Annotated in this window: 15 protein-coding genes, 2 tRNA genes and 1 pseudogene; 5 read left to right on the top strand and 13 right to left on the bottom strand. The window is 71.1% G+C overall.

From position 1 onward, the window contains the following. Positions 1–128 precede the first annotated feature (128 nt). A pseudogene (locus ACEPPI_RS14595) lies at positions 129–536 on the bottom strand (valine--tRNA ligase); the annotation flags it as partial. Positions 537–804: 268 nt separating this feature from the next. On the opposite strand from ACEPPI_RS14595, the gene ACEPPI_RS14590 reads away from it, so the two are divergent. Then, positions 805–1,752, top strand: coding sequence for a hypothetical protein (locus tag ACEPPI_RS14590; protein ID WP_373915649.1), 948 nt, complete (start codon positions 805–807; stop codon positions 1,750–1,752). 70 nt (positions 1,753–1,822) lie between these two features. Here ACEPPI_RS14590 and clpX read toward each other — a convergent pair whose 3' ends face one another. The 5 genes from clpX to ACEPPI_RS14565 form a co-directional block, all read right to left on the bottom strand. Further along, positions 1,823–3,109, bottom strand: coding sequence for an ATP-dependent Clp protease ATP-binding subunit ClpX (gene clpX / locus ACEPPI_RS14585; RefSeq protein ID WP_030229634.1), 1,287 nt, complete (start codon positions 3,107–3,109; stop codon positions 1,823–1,825). 154 nt (positions 3,110–3,263) lie between these two features. After that, a complete protein-coding gene (locus ACEPPI_RS14580) occupies positions 3,264–3,944 on the bottom strand; it encodes an ATP-dependent Clp protease proteolytic subunit (protein WP_266839021.1) in 681 nt (226 codons plus the stop codon). Between the two features lie 73 nt (positions 3,945–4,017). Further along, a complete protein-coding gene (locus ACEPPI_RS14575) occupies positions 4,018–4,635 on the bottom strand; it encodes an ATP-dependent Clp protease proteolytic subunit (protein ID WP_030229632.1) in 618 nt (205 codons plus the stop codon). Between the two features lie 289 nt (positions 4,636–4,924). After that, positions 4,925–6,316 carry a trigger factor gene (tig, locus tag ACEPPI_RS14570; protein ID WP_373915648.1) on the bottom strand — a complete coding sequence of 464 codons (1,392 nt, stop codon included), beginning with the start codon at positions 6,314–6,316 and terminating at the stop codon, positions 4,925–4,927. A 178-nt stretch (positions 6,317–6,494) separates the two neighbouring features. Then, positions 6,495–6,571, bottom strand: a tRNA-Pro gene (locus ACEPPI_RS14565). A gap of 180 nt (positions 6,572–6,751) precedes the next feature. Between ACEPPI_RS14565 and ACEPPI_RS14560 the strand changes: the two genes are divergently transcribed. Continuing rightward, positions 6,752–6,822: transfer RNA gene (locus ACEPPI_RS14560), tRNA-Gly, on the top strand. Positions 6,823–7,000: 178 nt separating this feature from the next. On the opposite strand, the gene ACEPPI_RS14555 is transcribed toward ACEPPI_RS14560, so the two are convergent. From ACEPPI_RS14555 to ACEPPI_RS14545, 3 genes are all read right to left on the bottom strand, one after another. Beyond that, the gene (locus tag ACEPPI_RS14555; RefSeq protein ID WP_079426944.1) at positions 7,001–7,195 is read right to left on the bottom strand and encodes a hypothetical protein; all 195 of its coding nucleotides are present in this window, start codon (positions 7,193–7,195) and stop codon (positions 7,001–7,003) included. 176 nt (positions 7,196–7,371) lie between these two features. Further along, complete coding sequence (locus tag ACEPPI_RS14550; RefSeq protein ID WP_373915647.1) at positions 7,372–7,827, bottom strand: phosphohydrolase; 456 nt, start codon at positions 7,825–7,827, stop codon at positions 7,372–7,374. Then, positions 7,824–9,218: an aspartate aminotransferase family protein gene (locus tag ACEPPI_RS14545; RefSeq protein WP_373915646.1), complete on the bottom strand. Its 1,395-nt coding sequence runs from the start codon at positions 9,216–9,218 to the stop codon at positions 7,824–7,826. The genes ACEPPI_RS14550 and ACEPPI_RS14545 overlap by 4 nt, the downstream gene beginning before the upstream one ends. Positions 9,219–9,381: 163 nt before the next feature. Between ACEPPI_RS14545 and ACEPPI_RS14540 the strand changes: the two genes are divergently transcribed. Then, positions 9,382–9,984: a DUF4232 domain-containing protein gene (locus ACEPPI_RS14540; RefSeq protein ID WP_373915645.1), complete on the top strand. Its 603-nt coding sequence runs from the start codon at positions 9,382–9,384 to the stop codon at positions 9,982–9,984. Between the two features lie 389 nt (positions 9,985–10,373). On the opposite strand, the gene ACEPPI_RS14535 is transcribed toward ACEPPI_RS14540, so the two are convergent. Continuing rightward, the gene (locus ACEPPI_RS14535; protein WP_373915644.1) at positions 10,374–11,516 is read right to left on the bottom strand and encodes a PP2C family protein-serine/threonine phosphatase; all 1,143 of its coding nucleotides are present in this window, start codon (positions 11,514–11,516) and stop codon (positions 10,374–10,376) included. 117 nt (positions 11,517–11,633) lie between these two features. On the opposite strand from ACEPPI_RS14535, the gene ACEPPI_RS14530 reads away from it, so the two are divergent. Beyond that, complete coding sequence (locus ACEPPI_RS14530; protein ID WP_373915643.1) at positions 11,634–12,872, top strand: GNAT family N-acetyltransferase; 1,239 nt, start codon at positions 11,634–11,636, stop codon at positions 12,870–12,872. A 59-nt stretch (positions 12,873–12,931) separates the two neighbouring features. Here the strand turns inward: ACEPPI_RS14530 and ACEPPI_RS14525 are convergent, their stop codons facing one another. Further along, the gene (locus tag ACEPPI_RS14525; RefSeq protein ID WP_373915642.1) at positions 12,932–13,738 is read right to left on the bottom strand and encodes an Fpg/Nei family DNA glycosylase; all 807 of its coding nucleotides are present in this window, start codon (positions 13,736–13,738) and stop codon (positions 12,932–12,934) included. A gap of 80 nt (positions 13,739–13,818) precedes the next feature. Continuing rightward, positions 13,819–14,307, bottom strand: a complete 489-nt coding sequence (locus ACEPPI_RS14520; RefSeq protein WP_373915641.1) for a ribose-5-phosphate isomerase — start codon at positions 14,305–14,307, stop codon at positions 13,819–13,821. 218 nt (positions 14,308–14,525) lie between these two features. Here ACEPPI_RS14520 and ACEPPI_RS14515 point away from each other — a divergent pair, with 218 nt between their 5' ends. Beyond that, the gene (locus ACEPPI_RS14515; RefSeq protein ID WP_373915640.1) at positions 14,526–15,992 is read left to right on the top strand and encodes an amino acid permease; all 1,467 of its coding nucleotides are present in this window, start codon (positions 14,526–14,528) and stop codon (positions 15,990–15,992) included. Between the two features lie 75 nt (positions 15,993–16,067). Here ACEPPI_RS14515 and ACEPPI_RS14510 read toward each other — a convergent pair whose 3' ends face one another. Beyond that, the gene (locus ACEPPI_RS14510; RefSeq protein WP_373915639.1) at positions 16,068–16,652 is read right to left on the bottom strand and encodes a biotin transporter BioY; all 585 of its coding nucleotides are present in this window, start codon (positions 16,650–16,652) and stop codon (positions 16,068–16,070) included. Positions 16,653–16,927 lie beyond the last annotated feature (275 nt).

The raw sequence follows: 16,927 nt of genomic DNA, 5'->3' as shown, positions 1-16,927 counted from the left end.
ACAGGGCCGGACGGCCCGTCCGCCCGTGACTTTCCGCCCCGATCCCGGCGCTCCTCGGACCCCGGCCCCCCGGAAACACGGGAAGGCACCCGCACCGATGGTGCGGGGGCCTTCGTGCTCCCTGCCTGCGCGGCGGGCAGCGCGTCCGGCTGCGCCTGGATCCGGGCGATGTCGGCCTCGGCCTCGGCCGGCCGGCCCTTGATCTCGTCCACGACGTTGTCCGGGGCCTTGGCCAGGAAGGCCTCGTTCCCGAGCTTCGCCCCGGCGTGCTGCTTCTCCTTCTCGGCGGCGCCCAGGTCCTTGCTCGGGCGCTTGCCCTCGGCCGCCACGTCGATGGTGCCGGACAGGTCCAGCGCGACGGTGGCACCGGCGACCGGGAGGGCCGCGGTGGCGTTGAACTCCTCGCCCTCCGGCTGGAGCCGCAGCAGCTGCCGGATCGCGGCCTCGTGCGCGGCCGGCGCCGTACCGGCCAGGTCGAGGCGGGCCGGGACCTTCTGGCCCGGCTGCAGGCCCTGGTCGGCGCGGAAGCTGCGGACCCGCTGCGGCAGCCTCACGACCGGGGCGGGACCGCTGACGCTGCGCATGTGGGCGGACCACAGTTCCCTGGTGACGGTCACCGTCCCGGTGGAGAACAAGCCGGTCACGTCGGAGGCACTGGCCGCGCGGACCCGCGCCCTGCGCGCGGCGATGGAGGTCCCGAAGGCGTCGTAGTTCCGTAACGGCCGGGACCCCGATGCCCTGGGCGAACGATCCTTCCGCAAGGATGTGTGAATCAAATAAGCACACCTCACAGGGGGACGCGGGATGAGTTACAACCAGCCAGGTCCGTACGGGCAACAGCCGCAGCAGCCAGGCCCCTACGGGCAGCAGCCCCCGCCGCCGCCCGGCCCGTACGGCCAGCCGGCCCCCCAGCCGGGCTACGGCTACCCCCAGCAGGCCCCGCCCCCGCCGCCGCCGGCCTTCCCCCAGCAGGGCGGCTACCAGCAGCAGCCCCCGCAGCCGCCCCAGCCCGCGTACGGCTACCAGCAGCCCCCGCAGCAGGGGTACATGCCTCCGCCGCAGCCCCCGAAGAAGTCCAAGGCCGGCCCGGTCATCGCGGTGGTCGCAGTCGTAGCCGTGATCGGCGGCGCCGGCTGGTGGTTCCTGGGCGGCGGCTCGGGCAGCTCGGTCTCGGACGCCACGAAGGGCTACAAGCTGGTGGCCCCGGAGTCGGTTGGCGAGTTCCAGAAGAACCCGAAGTACCAAGAGCAGCCCATCAGCGACAAGGACAAGCAGGAAGCCGAGGCCGCCGGCATCAAGAACCCCACTCAGGTGGGCATGAGCTACCAGTCCGGCGACCCCAAGAACCTGCTGACGGCCAAGGGCCTCACCTTCAGCGGTCTCTATGGTGAACTCGCCGACCCGGAGAAGTCGGTGGACGCCTACTTCGCCTTGTTCAAGATGAACGCCGCTCAGAAGAACGACAAGATGACGGTCGAGCTCGTCGGCAGCCCCAAGTCGATCGCCCCGGCCGGTTTCAAGGGCGCCATCCTCAAGTGCCAGGAAATCAAGTCCATCCCGAAGGACCCGGCGACGACCAAGGGGATCAAAGAATTCACGCTGCCCGTCTGCATCTGGGGTGACTACAGCACCCTGAGCGCCGTCAGCGCCAACGACGCTGCCTCGCTCCTCGCCGGCAAGCCCGGCTACACCCTGGAGCAGACCGCGGACCTCGCTGCGAAGCTCTACAACACCGCCCGCGTGAAGAAGTAACCGCGCGGAACACACGCAGAAGGGGGGGGGCCCCTCGGGCGCGCCCCGTCTGCGTACAACAGCCTGACGGCTACGCCGACTTCTCGTGCGGGCCCTGGTCCTTCGGGACGATGCGGGGGACCAGCGTCGGGTTGACGTTGGAGCGGACCACGTCGGCGGTGATGACCACGCGGGCCACGTCCTTGCGGGACGGGACCTCGTACATCACCGACATCAGGACCTCTTCCATGATGGCGCGCAGACCGCGCGCGCCCGTCTGGCGGAGGATGGCCTGGTCCGCGATGGCTTCGAGGGCCTCGCGCTCGAAGTCCAGCTCCACGCCGTCGAGTTCGAACAGACGCTGGTACTGCTTCACCAGGGCGTTGCGCGGCTCCACCAGGATCTGGAGGAGCGCCTCGCGGTCCAGGTTGTGCACCGAGGTCAGGACGGGCAGGCGGCCGATGAACTCGGGGATCATCCCGAACTTCACCAGGTCCTCCGGCATGACCTCCTGGAACTGGTCGCTGGCCTCGATCTCGCGCTTCGAGCGGATCGTCGCCCCGAAGCCGATGCCCTTGGCGCCCGCGCGCGACTCGATGATCTTCTCCAGGCCGGCGAAGGCGCCGCCCACGATGAAGAGCACGTTCGTCGTGTCGATCTGGATGAACTCCTGGTGCGGGTGCTTGCGTCCGCCCTGCGGCGGGACGGAGGCCGTCGTGCCTTCCAGGATCTTCAGGAGGGCCTGCTGCACGCCCTCGCCGCTGACGTCGCGCGTGATCGACGGGTTCTCGCTCTTGCGGGCGACCTTGTCGATCTCGTCGATGTAGATGATCCCGGTCTCGGCCTTCTTGACGTCGTAGTCCGCCGCCTGGATCAGCTTCAGCAGGATGTTCTCGACGTCCTCGCCGACGTACCCGGCCTCCGTCAGCGCCGTCGCGTCCGCGATGGCGAACGGGACGTTGAGCATGCGGGCGAGCGTCTGCGCGAGCAGGGTCTTGCCGGAGCCGGTGGGGCCGAGCAGCAGGATGTTGGACTTCGCGAGTTCGATCGCGTCGTCACGGCCCTGCGCGCCGCCGTTCTCGCCGGCCTGGACCCGCTTGTAGTGGTTGTAGACCGCTACCGAGAGCGCCTTCTTCGCCGGCTCCTGGCCGACGACGTAACTCTCCAGGAACTCGTAGATCTCACGGGGCTTGGGGAGTTCCTCCCACCGGACCTCGGAGGTTTCCGCGAGTTCCTCTTCGATGATCTCGTTGCAGAGGTCGATGCACTCGTCGCAGATGTACACACCGGGTCCTGCGATGAGCTTCTTCACCTGCTTCTGGCTCTTTCCGCAGAACGAGCACTTGAGCAGATCGCCGCCGTCACCGATGCGTGCCACGAGGTGCTTCCCCTTCGCCTGGGAGACGCTTGGTTCAGCGACTCCTGGTGCCTCATATCCGACGGTACCTTGCCGGGGGCCCCCAGCGGGGCCCCCTTGACGTGGTTCACATCGCCCAATGCGACGACGCGGCCACGTCAACTGACGGCAAGGATCAGACCGCGCTGCTCTTGCGGGTGGAGACGATCTGGTCGATCAGGCCGTACGCGAGCGCGTCCTCGGCCGTCAGGATCTTGTCGCGCTCGATGTCCTCGCGGATCTTCTCGATCGGCGTGGTCGAGTGCTTGGCCAGCATGCTCTCCAGCTGGTCGCGCATGCGCAGGATCTCGTTGGCCGCGATCTCCAGGTCGGAGAGCTGCTCACGGCCGGTACCGCCCGAGGGCTGGTGGATCAGCACGCGGGCGTTCGGCAGCGCCATGCGCTTGCCGGGGGTGCCGGCGGCCAGCAGGACGGCGGCGGCGGAGGCCGCCTGGCCCATGCAGACCGTCTGGATGTCCGGCTTCACGAACTGCATCGTGTCGTAGATCGCCGTCAGCGCGGTGAAGGAACCACCGGGGCTGTTGATGTAGATCGAGATGTCGCGGTCCGGGTCCATCGACTCCAGGCAAAGCAGCTGCGCCATGACGTCGTTGGCGGAGGCGTCGTCGATCTGCACGCCGAGGAAGATCACGCGCTCCTCGAAGAGCTTCGCGTACGGGTCGTACTCGCGCACGCCCTGCGAGGTGCGCTCGACGAAGCGCGGGATGACGTAGCGGTTGTCCACCTGCGGGCCGGAGTAGAGGCCGCTCGCGGAGAAGTTCGCGGAGAAGTTGTTCTGCATCTGGGTGTTCACCATCCTGGTGGCGTTCTGCGGGCTGAGGGTGCCTGTGCGGGCGGGCCGTACGGAGGGCCGTACGCCGGGGCCGGGATCAGGCCCCGGTGCCGCCGCCGCCGGGAACCAGGGAGGCGGCCGAGATGATCTCGTCGATCAGGCCGTACGCCTTGGCCTCCTCCGCCGTGAACCAGCGGTCGCGGTCACCGTCGCGGATGATCGCCTCCACGGTCTGGCCCGAGTGGTGCGCGGTGATCTCAGCCATGCGCTGCTTGGTGCGCAGCAGGTACTGGGCCTGGATCTTGATGTCCGAGGCGGTGCCACCGATGCCGGCGGAGCCCTGGTGCATCAGGATGTCGGTGTTCGGCAGGGAGAAGCGCTTGCCGGCGGTGCCGCCGGTGAGCAGGAACTGGCCCATGGAGGCCGCCATTCCCATGCCGATGGTGACGACGTCGTTCGGGATGTACTGCATGGTGTCGTAGACCGCCATGCCCGCCGTCACGGAGCCACCGGGGCTGTTGATGTACAGGTAGATGTCCTTCTCCGGCTCGGCGGCCAGGAGGAGGAGCTGCGCCGTGATCTTGTTCGCGATGTCGTCGTCGACCTGCTGGCCGAGGAAGATGATGCGCTCGCCGAGCAGCCGGTTGTAGACATGGTCGCCGAGGCCGCCACCGATGGACGGCTCACCCGCGGCGTAAGGCTTCAGATTCGTCACGTATCCACCTGCTCGTCTCCGACGGCCACATGCCGTCTCAGCGTCTCGTTCTGGGGCGCGGACCTACCGGTGGGGCGATGCCCGCCGGCTTCGGGTACTCCCGTGCCCTCGTATTCATGGACCCTAACGCGCAGGTAGGACAACGCCATCCCGCTTCCCGAACTGTTCGCTCGGAGCGCAAGGTGACCGGGCCCCGCGAGGAGGGTCACGAGAGGACGGCGAAGGGTCCGGACGCGACCGCGTCCGGACCCTTGCCACTACTGCTCCACGGGCTCGGCCCGGGGGGGTGTTACTTGGCCTCTTCGGCCTTCACCTCGGTGTCACCGTCGACGGCGTCCTCGACGACCTCGGCCGCGGCCTCGGTCTCGTCCTCGTCGGAGAGGTCGATGACCTCACCGTTGGTGTCGACGACCTTGGCCTTCTCGACGACGACCGCGAGGGCCTTGCCGCGGGCGACCTCGCCGACGAGCATCGGGACCTGGCCACCCTCGACGACGGCCTGGGCGAACTGGTCCGGGGACATGCCCGAGGACTGCGCGCGGCGCATGAGGTGCTCGGTGAGCTCCTCCTGGTTGACGCCCAGCTTCTCCTTGTTGACCAGGGCGTCCAGCAGGAACTGGGTCTTGATGCCCTTGACGGCCTGCTCGGCGGTCTCGGCGTCGAACTCCTCGACCGTCTTGCCCTGGATCTCCAGGAACTTCTCCAGGTCCAGGCCCATCTGGCCGAGCTGGTGGTGCTCCAGGTTGTGCTTGCGGGTCTGGACCTCGTCCGCGAGCAGCTTCTCGGGGACGGGGATCTCCGCGAGCTCCAGGAACTTCTCCAGCACGCGCTCCTGGGCCTGGGTGGCCTGGTCGTACTGCTTCATGTTCTCCAGGCGCTTGCGGCTGTCCGCCTTGAGCTCCTCGAGGGTGTCGAACTCGCTCGCCATCTGGGCGAAGTCGTCGTCCAGCTCCGGCAGCTCACGGGCGGAGACCTTGGTGACCTTGACGGTGACCTCGGCGTCCTTGCCCTCGGCGGAGCCGCCCTTCAGCTGGGAGGTGAAGGTGGCCTCGCCACCGGCCTCCAGGCCCTTGACGGCCTCGTCGATGCCGTCGAGGAGCTCGCCCGAGCCGATGGTGTAGGAGACGTCGCTGGCGACACCGTCCTCCAGCACCTCTCCGTCGACCTTGGCCTCCAGGTCGATGGTGACGACGTCGCCGTCCTGGGCGGCGCGCTCGACGTCCTTGGTGGACGCGAAGCGGCCGCGCAGCTGCTCGACCGACTTCTCGATGTCCTCGTCGGAGACCTCAATGGCGTCGACCTCGACCTCGATGCCGGAGTAGTCCGGGATCTCGATCTCGGGGCGCACGTCGACCTCGGCGGTGAAGGCGAGCAGCTCGCCGTCCTTCAGCTCCGTGATGTCGACCTCGGGCTGGCCCAGCGGGTTCAGGTCGGCCTCGTTGACCGCCTCGGTGTAGAACTTCGGGAGGGCGTCGTTGACGGCCTCCTCCAGCACCGCACCGCGGCCGAAGCGCTGGTCGATGACGCGCGCGGGGATCTTGCCCTTGCGGAAGCCCTTCACCGTGACCTGCTGGTTGATCTTCTTGTACGCCGCGTCGAGGCTGTCCTTGAGCTCCTCGAAGGGCACCTCAACAGTGAGCCGAACCCGAGTCGGGTTCAGGGTCTCCACGGCGCTCTTCACGGTTCGGTCTCCTTGTGGCTGACTGCTTGGGGTTCTGCCGGAACGCTGCGATTCAGCGGTTCGACGGATTCGGCCCGGTACATCAGACACACGGGCACGCAGCTTGCATAGTAACCGCAAGCGGCAATCAGCCCACAACGCGATCTTCGATACGTGATCTTGGTGCAGGCGGTACTGGTGGTCGGGGTGGCCGGATTCGAACCGACGACCTTCCGCTCCCAAAGCGGACGCGCTACCAAGCTGCGCCACACCCCGTCGGTGCGACACGTAGGGTACATGCCCGGAGACCCTCTGATGCGCGCGGTTTTCCGGCGGCCGCACGCGCGCGCGGCTCGGACGCCGGACGCGGCGACGGGAAAGGGGTGTGCGCTCACCCTGCGCGACCCGCTAGGATGCTGTCCGTGCCGCGGTCCCCGGACCTGCGGAACGCATGGTGCGGGTGTAGCTCAATGGTAGAGCCCTAGTCTTCCAAACTAGCTACGCGGGTTCGATTCCCGTCACCCGCTCTGAAGTACGAAGGGCCAGGTCAGAGGAGTTTTCCTCGACCTGGCCCTTCGCCGTTCCCGGGGCCGCCCCGGGGCGCCCGGCACGACGAGCAGCACCCCTGCGTGTGCCGAGTGCGGCCGGACGAGCCACCGGAGTCTGCCCGGCGCCCGGCCTGCTCCTCTGACCTCCGGCCTGACGCTAGAGCTTGATCCCCGCGATGGTGTCGGCGAGGGAGTTCAGAAAACGGTTGACGTCCGGGGCGATGGAGCTGGACGCCAGGAAGAAGCCGAAGAGGACCGCGACGATCGCGGGGCCGGCCTTCATGTGCTTGCCGCGGATCAGGATCACCAGGATGATCGCCAACAGAACCACCACTGACAGCGAAATGGCCACTACTGATCACACCTTCGGTCGTCCCCTGGCCGGCCCGGGGCGCACGGCCGCGCACACCCCCACATGCACCATCCTCCCACCAACCGGGCCCGGCTACCCGTCCCGTGACGAATCGCCATCGCCTCTTTCCCGCCAAGCGGACCCGCACTCGGCGCATTTCGGGCATGGGGTACGGGTCACGGGGTGGTGATCCCGAGGAGGGAACGCACGTACGCGTACTTCGCGGTGAGCCGGTCCCGGGTGGGGGTGTCCAGCACGGAGAGGCGTACGGGGTCGGCGTTGTGCGCGAGGTCGGCCTCCTTGACGAGGGCCGCGCCGGGGGTGGCGAGGATGCGGGCGGCGTACTCCTCCACCGGCTCCCCGGGGCGCTTGGTCAGGGCCAGCACCATGGCCTTGACCTCCTGCGGGACGGGGGTCTCGGCGAGCTCGGCGGGGGTGAGGGCCTCGTCCTCGACGGCGTCGTGGAGCCAGGCCACCGCCTGCTGCGCGGGGGTGCCGCCGCGCAGGCGGACGCCCTCGGCCACGGCGGCGAGGTGCTCGGCGTAGGGCCGGCCGGCCTTGTCGGTCTGACCCTCGTGCGCCCCGCGGGCGAGGGCTTCGACCTCCAGGAGGGTCAGCGGTTGCTGCGTCATGCGATCCCCTTCGCTGCCGTTCGGAGGGCCTGGGCGGCCCGGCGCACATCCGCCTGCGTGGTACGCCAGTTGGAGAACGCCGCGCGCAGGGCGGGGGTTCCCCCGTAGACGGTGGGGGTGACGAAGACCTCGGCGCCCGCGGCCTCGCGCAGGGCGGCCAGGCGTTCGGGGGTGGGGGCGGTGGCGAGGGTGAAGCAGACGACGTTGAGGCGGACCGGGGCGAGCAGGCGCAGGGCCGGTTCCCGTTCCACTTCCTCGGCCAGGGCGTGGGCGCAGTCGACGTCGCGTTCGACGATCTCGCGGTGGCCCGCGCGGCCGTAGGCGCGGAGGGTGAACCAGGCGGCCAGCGCCCGCAGCCGGTGGGAGTTCTCGGGGGTGAGGTGGACGAGGTCGGGGTCGTCGCCGAGGGGGCCTAGATAGGCCGCGGAGTTCTGGAAGACGCGGGTCTGCAGGTCGCGGCGGCGGGTGAACTGGACGGCGCTGTCGTAGGGGACGTTGAGCCACTTGTGCAGGTCGACGCAGACGGAGTCGGAGGCGTCGAGGCCGGCGGTGAGGTGGGCGTGGCGCGGGGAGAGGGCGGCGAAGGCGCCGAAGGCGGCGTCGGTGTGCAGCCAGAAGTCGTGGCGGGGGCGCAGGGCGTCGAGGGCTGGGAGGTCGTCGAAGTCGACGGTGTTGACGGTGCCGGCGTTGGCGACGACCACGGCCGGGCCGGAGCCGTCGGCGAGCGCACGGTCGAGCGCGGCGGGGTCGACGGCCTCCCGGCCGGGGAGCGTGGGGACACGTACGAGGCTCGCCCGGCCGAGACCGAGGACGGAGAGGGCCTTGGCGATGGAGGAGTGCGGGGCGCCGGACAGGACGCGGACGGGCCCGAGGGCCGCCGCGCCGTCCTCGGCCGGGGAGACGCCGAGGCGTTCGCCGAGCCATTCGCGGGCGATGGCCAGGCCGACGGTGTTGGACATGGTGGCGCCGCTGACGAAGGTGCCGGTGTGGGCGTCGGAGAGGCCGAAGAGGCCGCGCAGCCAGCCGGTGGTCTCGCGTTCGAGGTGCTGGCCCGCACCGTCGAAGGCGGAGTTGGAGTTCTGGTCGTGGGCGGCGGTCAGCCAGTCGCCCGCGAGGGCGGCGGGGGTGGCTCCGCCGGTGACGAAGCCGAGGTAGCGGGGGCCGGCGGAGGCCGAGAACCGGGGGGCCCAGCGGGACCGGAACACCTCCAGGGCCGCTTCGGTGCCGCTGCCGTGCTCGGGAAGCGGCTCGGGGACGGGCGGGGCGGCGGCCCCGGCGTCCGGTACGACGGGCCGCGCGTCGAGCGCGTCGAGGGCCTCAGTGGCGGCGCGGCGGGTGGCGTCGAGGAGGTCGGGCAGACGGGCCAGATCGGCGGCGAGGGTGCGGTCCATGGCGGCACGGTAGGCCTCCGGCGGTCGCGGGGAACGGGCCAATGCCCATCGATTGGCCCGCCCGGCCGAGCGGCCCGCCCGGGGCGGTGGCGGCTCCGCCGGGGCGGTGGGGAGACCGGCCGATCGCCGGTCGGTGACCCGGTGGGCGCCCTACGCTCCTCGGATGAGCGGACGTGGGTGGGGCAGACGCGTGGCTGCGGTGGCGGGGGCGTGGGCCCTGGCGGGGGCGCTGGCGGGGTGCGGCGACCTCGCCGAGCGGCTCGGGGAGTCGCCGCCGCGGGCGGAGCCGGTGCCGTGCCCCGAGGGCGGGGTGCGGCTGATGGAGGGCGAGGGGAACGCCGCGATGGGGCTGCGGGTCTCCGACGTCCAGCTCCTGAACTGCGGTACGGCGGTCTACGAGCTGGAGGGCTACCCGGAGGTCCGGCTGCTGGACCGGGGCGGGAGGCCGGTCGAGGTGTCGGTGGCACCGGGCGGGAACGGCGTCGTGGCAGCGGGCGAAGGCGGCGGCGAGGCCGCGCGCAAGGTGGTGCTGCGGCCGGGTGAGGCGGCGTCGACGAGCCTGACCTGGCGCAACCTGGTGACGGAGGGCGCCGGTGAGGCCGTCGAGGGCTGGGTGCTGGAGGTCGTCCCGAAGCCGGGGGCGCCCCGGGTGAGGCTGGAGCTGGAGCACGCGGTGGACCTCGGGAACACGGGCCGGATGGGGCTGGGCCCGTGGCGGATCCCCGGGGCACCCCCCACCGACCCGGGCCCCTCCCCCCTGCCCTGACCGCGATCGTGCCGGGGGCGGCCCGGGGACCGGTCGGGTGGACCGAGGACCGAAAGCCGGTCGGGCGGGCCCGGGGGCTGCGAGTCCGGGATCACGTCAGGCGGGGCCCGGGGGTGCGGGCCGGAAGCTGTGAGCGCGGGCCGGAGGCCGTCCGGGAGTCCGGGCCCTCCGGCGGGCCAGGGCCATCCCGCGGGCCAGAGCCGCCCCGCGGGCCAGGGCCCTCCGGCGGGTCCGGGCCATCCCGCGGGGCCAGAGCCGCCCCGCGGGCCAGGGCCCTCCGGCGGGTCCGGGCCGTCCCGCGGGCCGGGGACCGTTCAGCGGGTCGGAAGGCCGTCCAGCGGCCCGGGGCCGTGCAAGGGGGCCTCCCAGGGTTGTGGGTCCGGGACCCGTCAGGGGGAGCGGCGGATGAGGAGGAGGGCTCGGTCGTCGTTGACGTCCTTGGCCACCTTCTCGATCAGGTGCCACGCCGCGCCCTCCCACCCCGCCGCGACGTAGCGGTCGGCCTCGCCGGTGAGGCGGTCGATGCCCTCGCTGATCTCTCGCTCCGCGGTCTCGACGAGCCCGTCGGTGAACAGCATCAGGACGTCGCCGCGCCGCAGGTTGCCCCGGGCCGGGGTGAACTCCGCGCCGTCGTAGACGCCGAGCAGCGGTCCTTCCCCGGTGACCTCCTGCCAGCGGCCGGTGCCGGCGGAGAGCTGGAGGGCGGGGAGGTGGCCGGCGGAGAGCAGTTCGTAGTCGCCGGTCTCCAGGTCCAGGACGAGGTGGATGGAGGTGGCGAAGCCCTCGTCCCAGTCCTGGCGCAGCAGGTAGCCGTTGGCGGCGGGGAGGAAGTCCCGGTGCGGGAGGGCGCCGAGGAGGCCCCCGAAGGCGCCGCTCAGCAGGAGGGCGCGCGAGCCCGCCTCCATGCCCTTGCCGGAGACGTCGGTGAGGACGATCTCCAGGGTGCGGCCGCCGTTGGTGCGGGCGGCGACCACGAAGTCGCCGGAGAAGGACTGGCCCCCGGCCGGCCGCAGGGCCATCTCGCGGTGCCAGCCGCTCGGCAGGGCGGGCAGCTTGCTCTGGACCCGGATCCGTTCGCGCAGGTCGAAGAGCATGGTGCCGCCGCGCCGCCAGGGCACGCCGACGCGGCTGCGGAACTGGGCGATGACCAGCCCGAAGAACCCGCAGGCGGCGACCACCAGGACGGTTCCCGGGGTGACCCTGGCCGGCCCTTGGGTGTACGGGCCGAGCACCAGGGCCTCGATGATCAGGGCGGTCGCGGAGGCGGCGTAGAGGGCGAGCAGGCTCGCGGGCCGCAGCAGCAGGCCACCGGCCACGATGGGCAGGACCAGGGCCGACGGGGAGAACCAGACCGGCAGCATCATGGTGCCGCAGGCGATGGCGGGGACGGTCAGCAGGAGCCCGGCGAAGGCGAGCCAGTCGGAGGCGTCGCCCCGGAAGTAGTCGACGGCGGATTTGCGCAGCGCTGTGCGGGCCCGGTGCCACAGCATGCGCGTCCGGGCCATGAGCGTCTCCACACGTGCTCCGGCCATTGCATCGGGACCCTATCCATCCTGGCTGTGCCCGCGCAGGGGTACCCCCGGACCGCGGGCCCCTCGACGGTCGAAAACACTTCGACCGCGACGGAATGCCCTGGTAAGGATGACCACATGGCTCTAGAGATGCGCGTTTTGTCAATGGATGACTGGGACGTCTGGTTCGATCATCTGGAACTGGCGTTCGGTGGCGTGCCCGAATCCCCGCAGCACCGCCAGACCTTCCGGTCCCTGACCGAGCCGGAACGTTCACTCGGCGTCTGGGACGGCGAGGACTGCGTCGGCTCGGCCTCGGCCTTCAGCTTCCGGCTCTCGGTGCCGGGCGGCGGCGAGCCCGTTCCGGCGGCCGGCGTGACGATGGTGGGCGTCGCCCCGACGCACCGCCGCCGCGGGGTGCTCACGTCGCTGATGCGGCGCCAATTGGACGACGTCCGTGCGGGTGGCGAGCCGATCGCCGTGCTGACGGCCTCGGATCCGGCGATCTACGGACGCTTCGGCTACGGCACGGCCGCCTACGCCCTCTCCGTGGACGTCGACACGACCCGGGTGCGGCTCTCCGTGCCCCCGGGGACGGACGACGTACGGCTGCGCCTGGTCGACCCGGAGAAGGCCCTGCCCGACTGCGAGCGGGTCTACGCCCGGCTGGTCGCCCGGCGTCCCGGCATGCCGGCCCGGCAGCCCGGATGGGACCTCAAGACGCTGCTCGACCCGGAGGGGCACCGGGGCGGGGCCTCGCCGCTGAAGTGCGTGGTGGCCGAGGGCGCGGACGGCGAGGTCGTCGGGTACGCCCGGTACCGGGTCGCGCCGGACTGGGAGCAGAGCGGCTCGGACGGCAAGGTCCAGGTCCAGGATGTGGACGCGCTGCACCCGGCGGCGTACGCGGCGCTGTGGCGCTACCTCTTCGGAATCGACCTCACCTGGAGCGTGCGCGCGTTCGGGCGGCCGGTGGACGATCCGCTGCTGCACCTGGTCAGCGACATCCGGCGGACCCGGACGCGGCAGCGGGACTCGCTGCACGTGCGGCTGGTGGACCTGCCGGCGGCACTCGGCGCGCGGACCTACGGGGCCCCGCTGGACGTGGTCCTGGACGTCGAGGACGCCTTCTGCCCGTGGAACGCGGGCCGGTGGCGGCTGACGGCCGACGCGGACGGTGCGGCGCGGTGCGAGCGGACCGAGGAAGGGGCGGACCTGGCGCTGTCGGTACGGGAGCTGGGCTCGGCGTACCTCGGCGGGATCACCCTGGCCTCGCTGGCGGCGGCGGGCCTGGTGCGCGAGCTGCATCCGGGCGCCCTGACGCGGGCTTCCCGCGCCTTCGCCGGGGATGTCGCGCCCTGGCTCCCGCACGGCTTCTAGGTCCGCCGCGGCGGGCCGGGGGGGGCCGCAGGCGGTCGGCGGGACGAGGCCGCGGGCGGTCAGCGGGACTGGCAGCCGGGGCACCAGAAGAGGTTGCGGGCGGCGAGGCCGGCGGTGCGGATCTCGCTCCCGCAGACGTGGCAGGGCATGGCGGCGCGCCGGTAGACGTACACCTCGCCGCCGTGGTCGTCCACGCGCGGCGGGCGGCCCATCGCATCGGGCAGGTGCTCGTCGCGCACGGTGTCGATCCGGTTGTTCCGCACGCCCTCGCGCATCAGCGTCACGAGGTCGTTCCAGATCGCGTCCCACTCGTTCCGCGAGAGGTCCTTGCCGAGCCGGTACGGGTCGATGCCGAGCCGGAAGAGGACCTCGGCGCGGTAGACGTTGCCGACGCCCGCGACCACCTTCTGGTCCATGAGCAGGGCGGCGACGGTGGTGCGGGAGCGGGAGATCCGCCTCCAGGCGCCGTCCGGGTCGTCGGCCGGGCGCAGCGGGTCGGGGCCGAGCCGGTCGTGTATCGCCTTCTTCTCGCCCTCGTCGACGATGGCGCAGGCGGTGGGGCCGCGCAGGTCGGCGTAGTGGTCCTCGTTGAGCAGCCGCAGCCGGACCGTGTCGGTGGCCGGCGGGGCGGGGGCGGGGCCGAAGCCGAGCTTGCCGAAGAGGCCGAGGTGGACGTGGATCCAGGCGTCGCCGAGTTCGAGGAAGAGGTGCTTGCCGTGGGCCTCGGCGCTCTCCAGCTCGCGCCCGTCGAGGAGGGCCGCGCTCTCGGCGAACCGGCCCTGGGGGCTGCTGACCCGGACCGGCCGGGCGGCGAAGCGCTCGGTGTGGTCCTGGGCGAGGCGGTGGATCGTATGCCCCTCGGGCACGGCACTGCTCCTACGTACGTCCGGGTGGGGCGCGCCGCCGGACGGGGTCCGGCGGCGCGGCGTCTCACCGGTGAACCTGCCTACTGGTCCTGCGGGTGGTGGGCGGGGATCGGGGGGAGCTCGCCGGTCTGCTCGTAGGCGGTGAGCATGTCGATGCGGCGGGTGTGGCGCTCCGCCCCGGAGTACGGGGTCTTCAGGAAGGCGTCGATGAAGGCGACGACCTCGTCCTCGGTGTGCATGCGGCCGCCGACGGAGATGACGTTGGCGTTGTTGTGCTCGCGGCCCAGCTCGGCCGTCTGGACGCTCCAGGCCAGGATGGCGCGGATGCCCTTGACCTTGTTGGCGGCGATCTGCTCGCCGTTGCCGGAGCCGCCGATCACGATGCCGAGGCTGTCCTCGTCCGCGGCGGTCCGCTCGGCGGCGCGGAGGCAGAAGGGCGGGTAGTCGTCCACCTCGTCGTAGATGTGGGGCCCGCAGTCGACGGGCTCGTGGCCGTTGTTCTTGAGCCAGTCCACCAGGTGGTTCTTGAGCTCAAAGCCGGCATGGTCGGATCCGAGATACACGCGCATGGGTCGAGTGTGGCACGAGGGCCCTCGAAGATCCTCAGAGGGTGTCGCGTATGTCACTTCTAAACCTCAAGTAAACCCAAAGAACCCAGACGGGACGGGTCGGGAGCTTGATCGCGACTTCCGGGCCTCAGGCAACTATCGGAAGAAGGTCTTCCGCACTGGCCGGAAATCAGGTTTGAATGCCGCAACTCGAAACCCGAGAACCTAAGGAATCGTCCATGAGCACCACGACGACCCTTCAGAAGGCAGGCGACCCGACCGGTGAACCCGGATCCGCCAAGCCCTCCGACGGTCTGAAGGCCGGTCTCAAGAACCGGCACCTGTCCATGATCGCCATTGGCGGCGTCATCGGCGCCGGCCTCTTCGTCGGCTCCGGCGGAGGCATCGCCAAGGCCGGTCCGGCCATCCTCCTGTCCTACCTGCTCGTCGGCGCCATGGTCGTCTTCGTCATGCGGATGCTGGGCGAGATGGCCGCCGCGAGCCCGAACTCGGGCTCCTTCTCCGCCTACGCCGACCGGGCGCTGGGCCGCTGGGCCGGCTTCTCCATCGGCTGGCTCTACTGGTTCTTCTGGGTCGTCGTGCTGGCCGTCGAGGCCACCGCGGGCGCGAAGATCCTCGAAGGCTGGGTCCCGGCCGTCCCGCAGTGGGGCTGGGCCCTGATCGTCATGGCGGTCCTGACCGTCACGAACCTCGGCTCCGTCGCCTCCTACGGCGAGTTCGAATTCTGGTTCGCGGGCATCAAGGTCGTCGCCATCGGCGCCTTCGTGATCGTCGGCATGCTCGCCGTCTTCGGCGTGCTGCCGGGCTCGGACAACCCGGGCGCGGGCTTCGCCCACCTGACCGACGCCGGCGGGTTCATGCCGAACGGCTGGGGCTCGGTCCTCACCGGTGTGCTGATGGTCGTCTTCTCCTTCATGGGCAGCGAGATCGTCACCCTGGCCGCCGGCGAGTCCGAGGACCCGCGCCGCGCCGTCACGAAGGCCACCAACTCGGTGATCTGGCGCATCGGCGTCTTCTACCTGGGCTCGATCTTCATCGTCCTCACGCTGCTGCCGTGGAACGACAAGTCGATCGTCGACAAGGGCTCCTACGTCGCGGCCCTGGACTCGATCGGCATCGCGCACGCCGGCCAGATCATGAACGTGATCGTCCTGACGGCCGTCCTGTCCTGCCTGAACTCGGGCCTGTACACCGCCTCGCGCATGGCCTTCTCGCTCGGTGAGCGCGGTGACGCGCCCAAGGCCTTCGCCAAGGTCAGCAAGCGGGGCGTGCCGGTGACCGCGATCCTCGGCTCGGTCGTCTTCGGCTTCGCCGCGGTCTACTTCAACTACACCTCCCCCGACACGGTCTTCAGCTTCCTGCTGAACTCCTCGGGTGCGATCGCGCTCTTCGTGTGGCTGGTGATCTGCCTGACCCAGCTGCGGATGCGCGGGATCCTGATGCGCGAGGCGCCGGAGAAGGTGACGGTGAAGATGTGGCTCTTCCCGTACCTGACCTGGGCCACCGCCGCGATGATCACCTTCGTCCTGGGCTACATGGTCTACGACAAGGACAACCGTGAGACCGTCCTGCTCTCGCTGCTGGTCGCCGCCGTCGTCGTGGTGATCGGCGTGCTCCGCTCGGCGCTGCGCCGCAAGGCCGGCGTGGAAGCCGACGCCGCCGTCGCCGACGCCGTCGACGCCTAGCCTTCCCGGCACGCACAGCAGCCCCGGACCGCGAGCGCGGTCCGGGGCTGCTGTGCAGCGGAGCGGGTACGGGGCTCAGCCCCGGCGGCCCGCCAGCTTCCAGGCGGCCGGCAGGGCGCCCATGGCGAGCGCGGCCTTGAGGGCGTCGCCGATCAGGAACGGGACCAGGCCCGCCGCGACGGCGGCGCTCAGGGACATGCCGGTGGCGGCCATCAGGTACGGAACGCCGACCGCGTAGATGACGGCCGAGCCCAGCACCATGGTGCCCGCGGTGCGCGGCACCGAGCGGTCGGCCCCGCGCCGCGCGAGCGCGCCGACGACGGTGGCGGCGAGCAGCATGCCGAGCACGTAGCCGAAGGAGGCGCCGCCCGCGCCGGAGGTGCCGCCCGCGAACCACGGCACGCCGGCCATGCCGACCAGGGCGTACAGGGCCAGCGAGAGGAAGCCGCGGCGGGCGCCGAAGGCGGCGCCCACGAGCAGCGCGGCGAAGGTCTGGCCGGTGACCGGTACGGGCGAGCCGGGAACGGGAACCGAGATCTGCGCGGCGAGGCCGGTGAGCGCGGCTCCGCCGACGACGAGCGCGATGTCGCGGACGCGGCTCGCGGGCAGCAGGTCGGCGAGGACGGCGCCGGGCCGGAAGGAGACGGAAGCAGTGCTCATCGGGGGGCTCCGCGAGGTGGTGATCGACAGGACACCGTGAGGCTACGGCCGGCCGTGGCGCCGCCCCACCGCCGGGCGAGACAAAGGCATACTCCCCGGTTTGGTGGAGACCGGACAAAGACCCGCCCCTACACCCGAGTCGGAGTGATCCTCGTCACGGGCCACATTCGACCACACGTCCTTTTTGCTCCTGCGGGTGTCCTCCGGCCAGACTGTAGGTTCCCGCCAATCCCCCGTGCAGCCGCCAGCGCCGCTTGGCCGACCGAGAGTACGAG

The sequence above is a fragment of the Streptomyces sp. AB3(2024) genome (assembly GCF_041862025.1).
Classification (GTDB): domain Bacteria; phylum Actinomycetota; class Actinomycetes; order Streptomycetales; family Streptomycetaceae; genus Streptomyces.
The sequence above is the reverse complement of the archived record's forward strand: the minus strand, read 5'-3'. Positions and strand labels throughout refer to the sequence as shown.

Bases quoted from the DNA above. Each gene is read 5' to 3' on its own strand.
- ACEPPI_RS14590 (WP_373915649.1), top strand. From the start codon at position 805: ATGAGTTACAACCAGCCAGGTCCGTACGGGCAACAGCCGCAGCAGCCA.
- ACEPPI_RS14580 (WP_266839021.1), bottom strand. From the start codon at position 3,944: ATGGTGAACACCCAGATGCAGAACAACTTCTCCGCGAACTTCTCCGCG.
- ACEPPI_RS14550 (WP_373915647.1), bottom strand. From the start codon at position 7,827: ATGACGCAGCAACCGCTGACCCTCCTGGAGGTCGAAGCCCTCGCCCGC.
- ACEPPI_RS14545 (WP_373915646.1), bottom strand. From the start codon at position 9,218: ATGGACCGCACCCTCGCCGCCGATCTGGCCCGTCTGCCCGACCTCCTC.
- ACEPPI_RS14540 (WP_373915645.1), top strand. From the start codon at position 9,382: ATGAGCGGACGTGGGTGGGGCAGACGCGTGGCTGCGGTGGCGGGGGCG.
- ACEPPI_RS14535 (WP_373915644.1), bottom strand. From the start codon at position 11,516: ATGGCCGGAGCACGTGTGGAGACGCTCATGGCCCGGACGCGCATGCTG.
- ACEPPI_RS14530 (WP_373915643.1), top strand. From the start codon at position 11,634: ATGGCTCTAGAGATGCGCGTTTTGTCAATGGATGACTGGGACGTCTGG.
- ACEPPI_RS14520 (WP_373915641.1), bottom strand. From the start codon at position 14,307: ATGCGCGTGTATCTCGGATCCGACCATGCCGGCTTTGAGCTCAAGAAC.
- ACEPPI_RS14515 (WP_373915640.1), top strand. From the start codon at position 14,526: ATGAGCACCACGACGACCCTTCAGAAGGCAGGCGACCCGACCGGTGAA.
- ACEPPI_RS14510 (WP_373915639.1), bottom strand. From the start codon at position 16,652: ATGAGCACTGCTTCCGTCTCCTTCCGGCCCGGCGCCGTCCTCGCCGAC.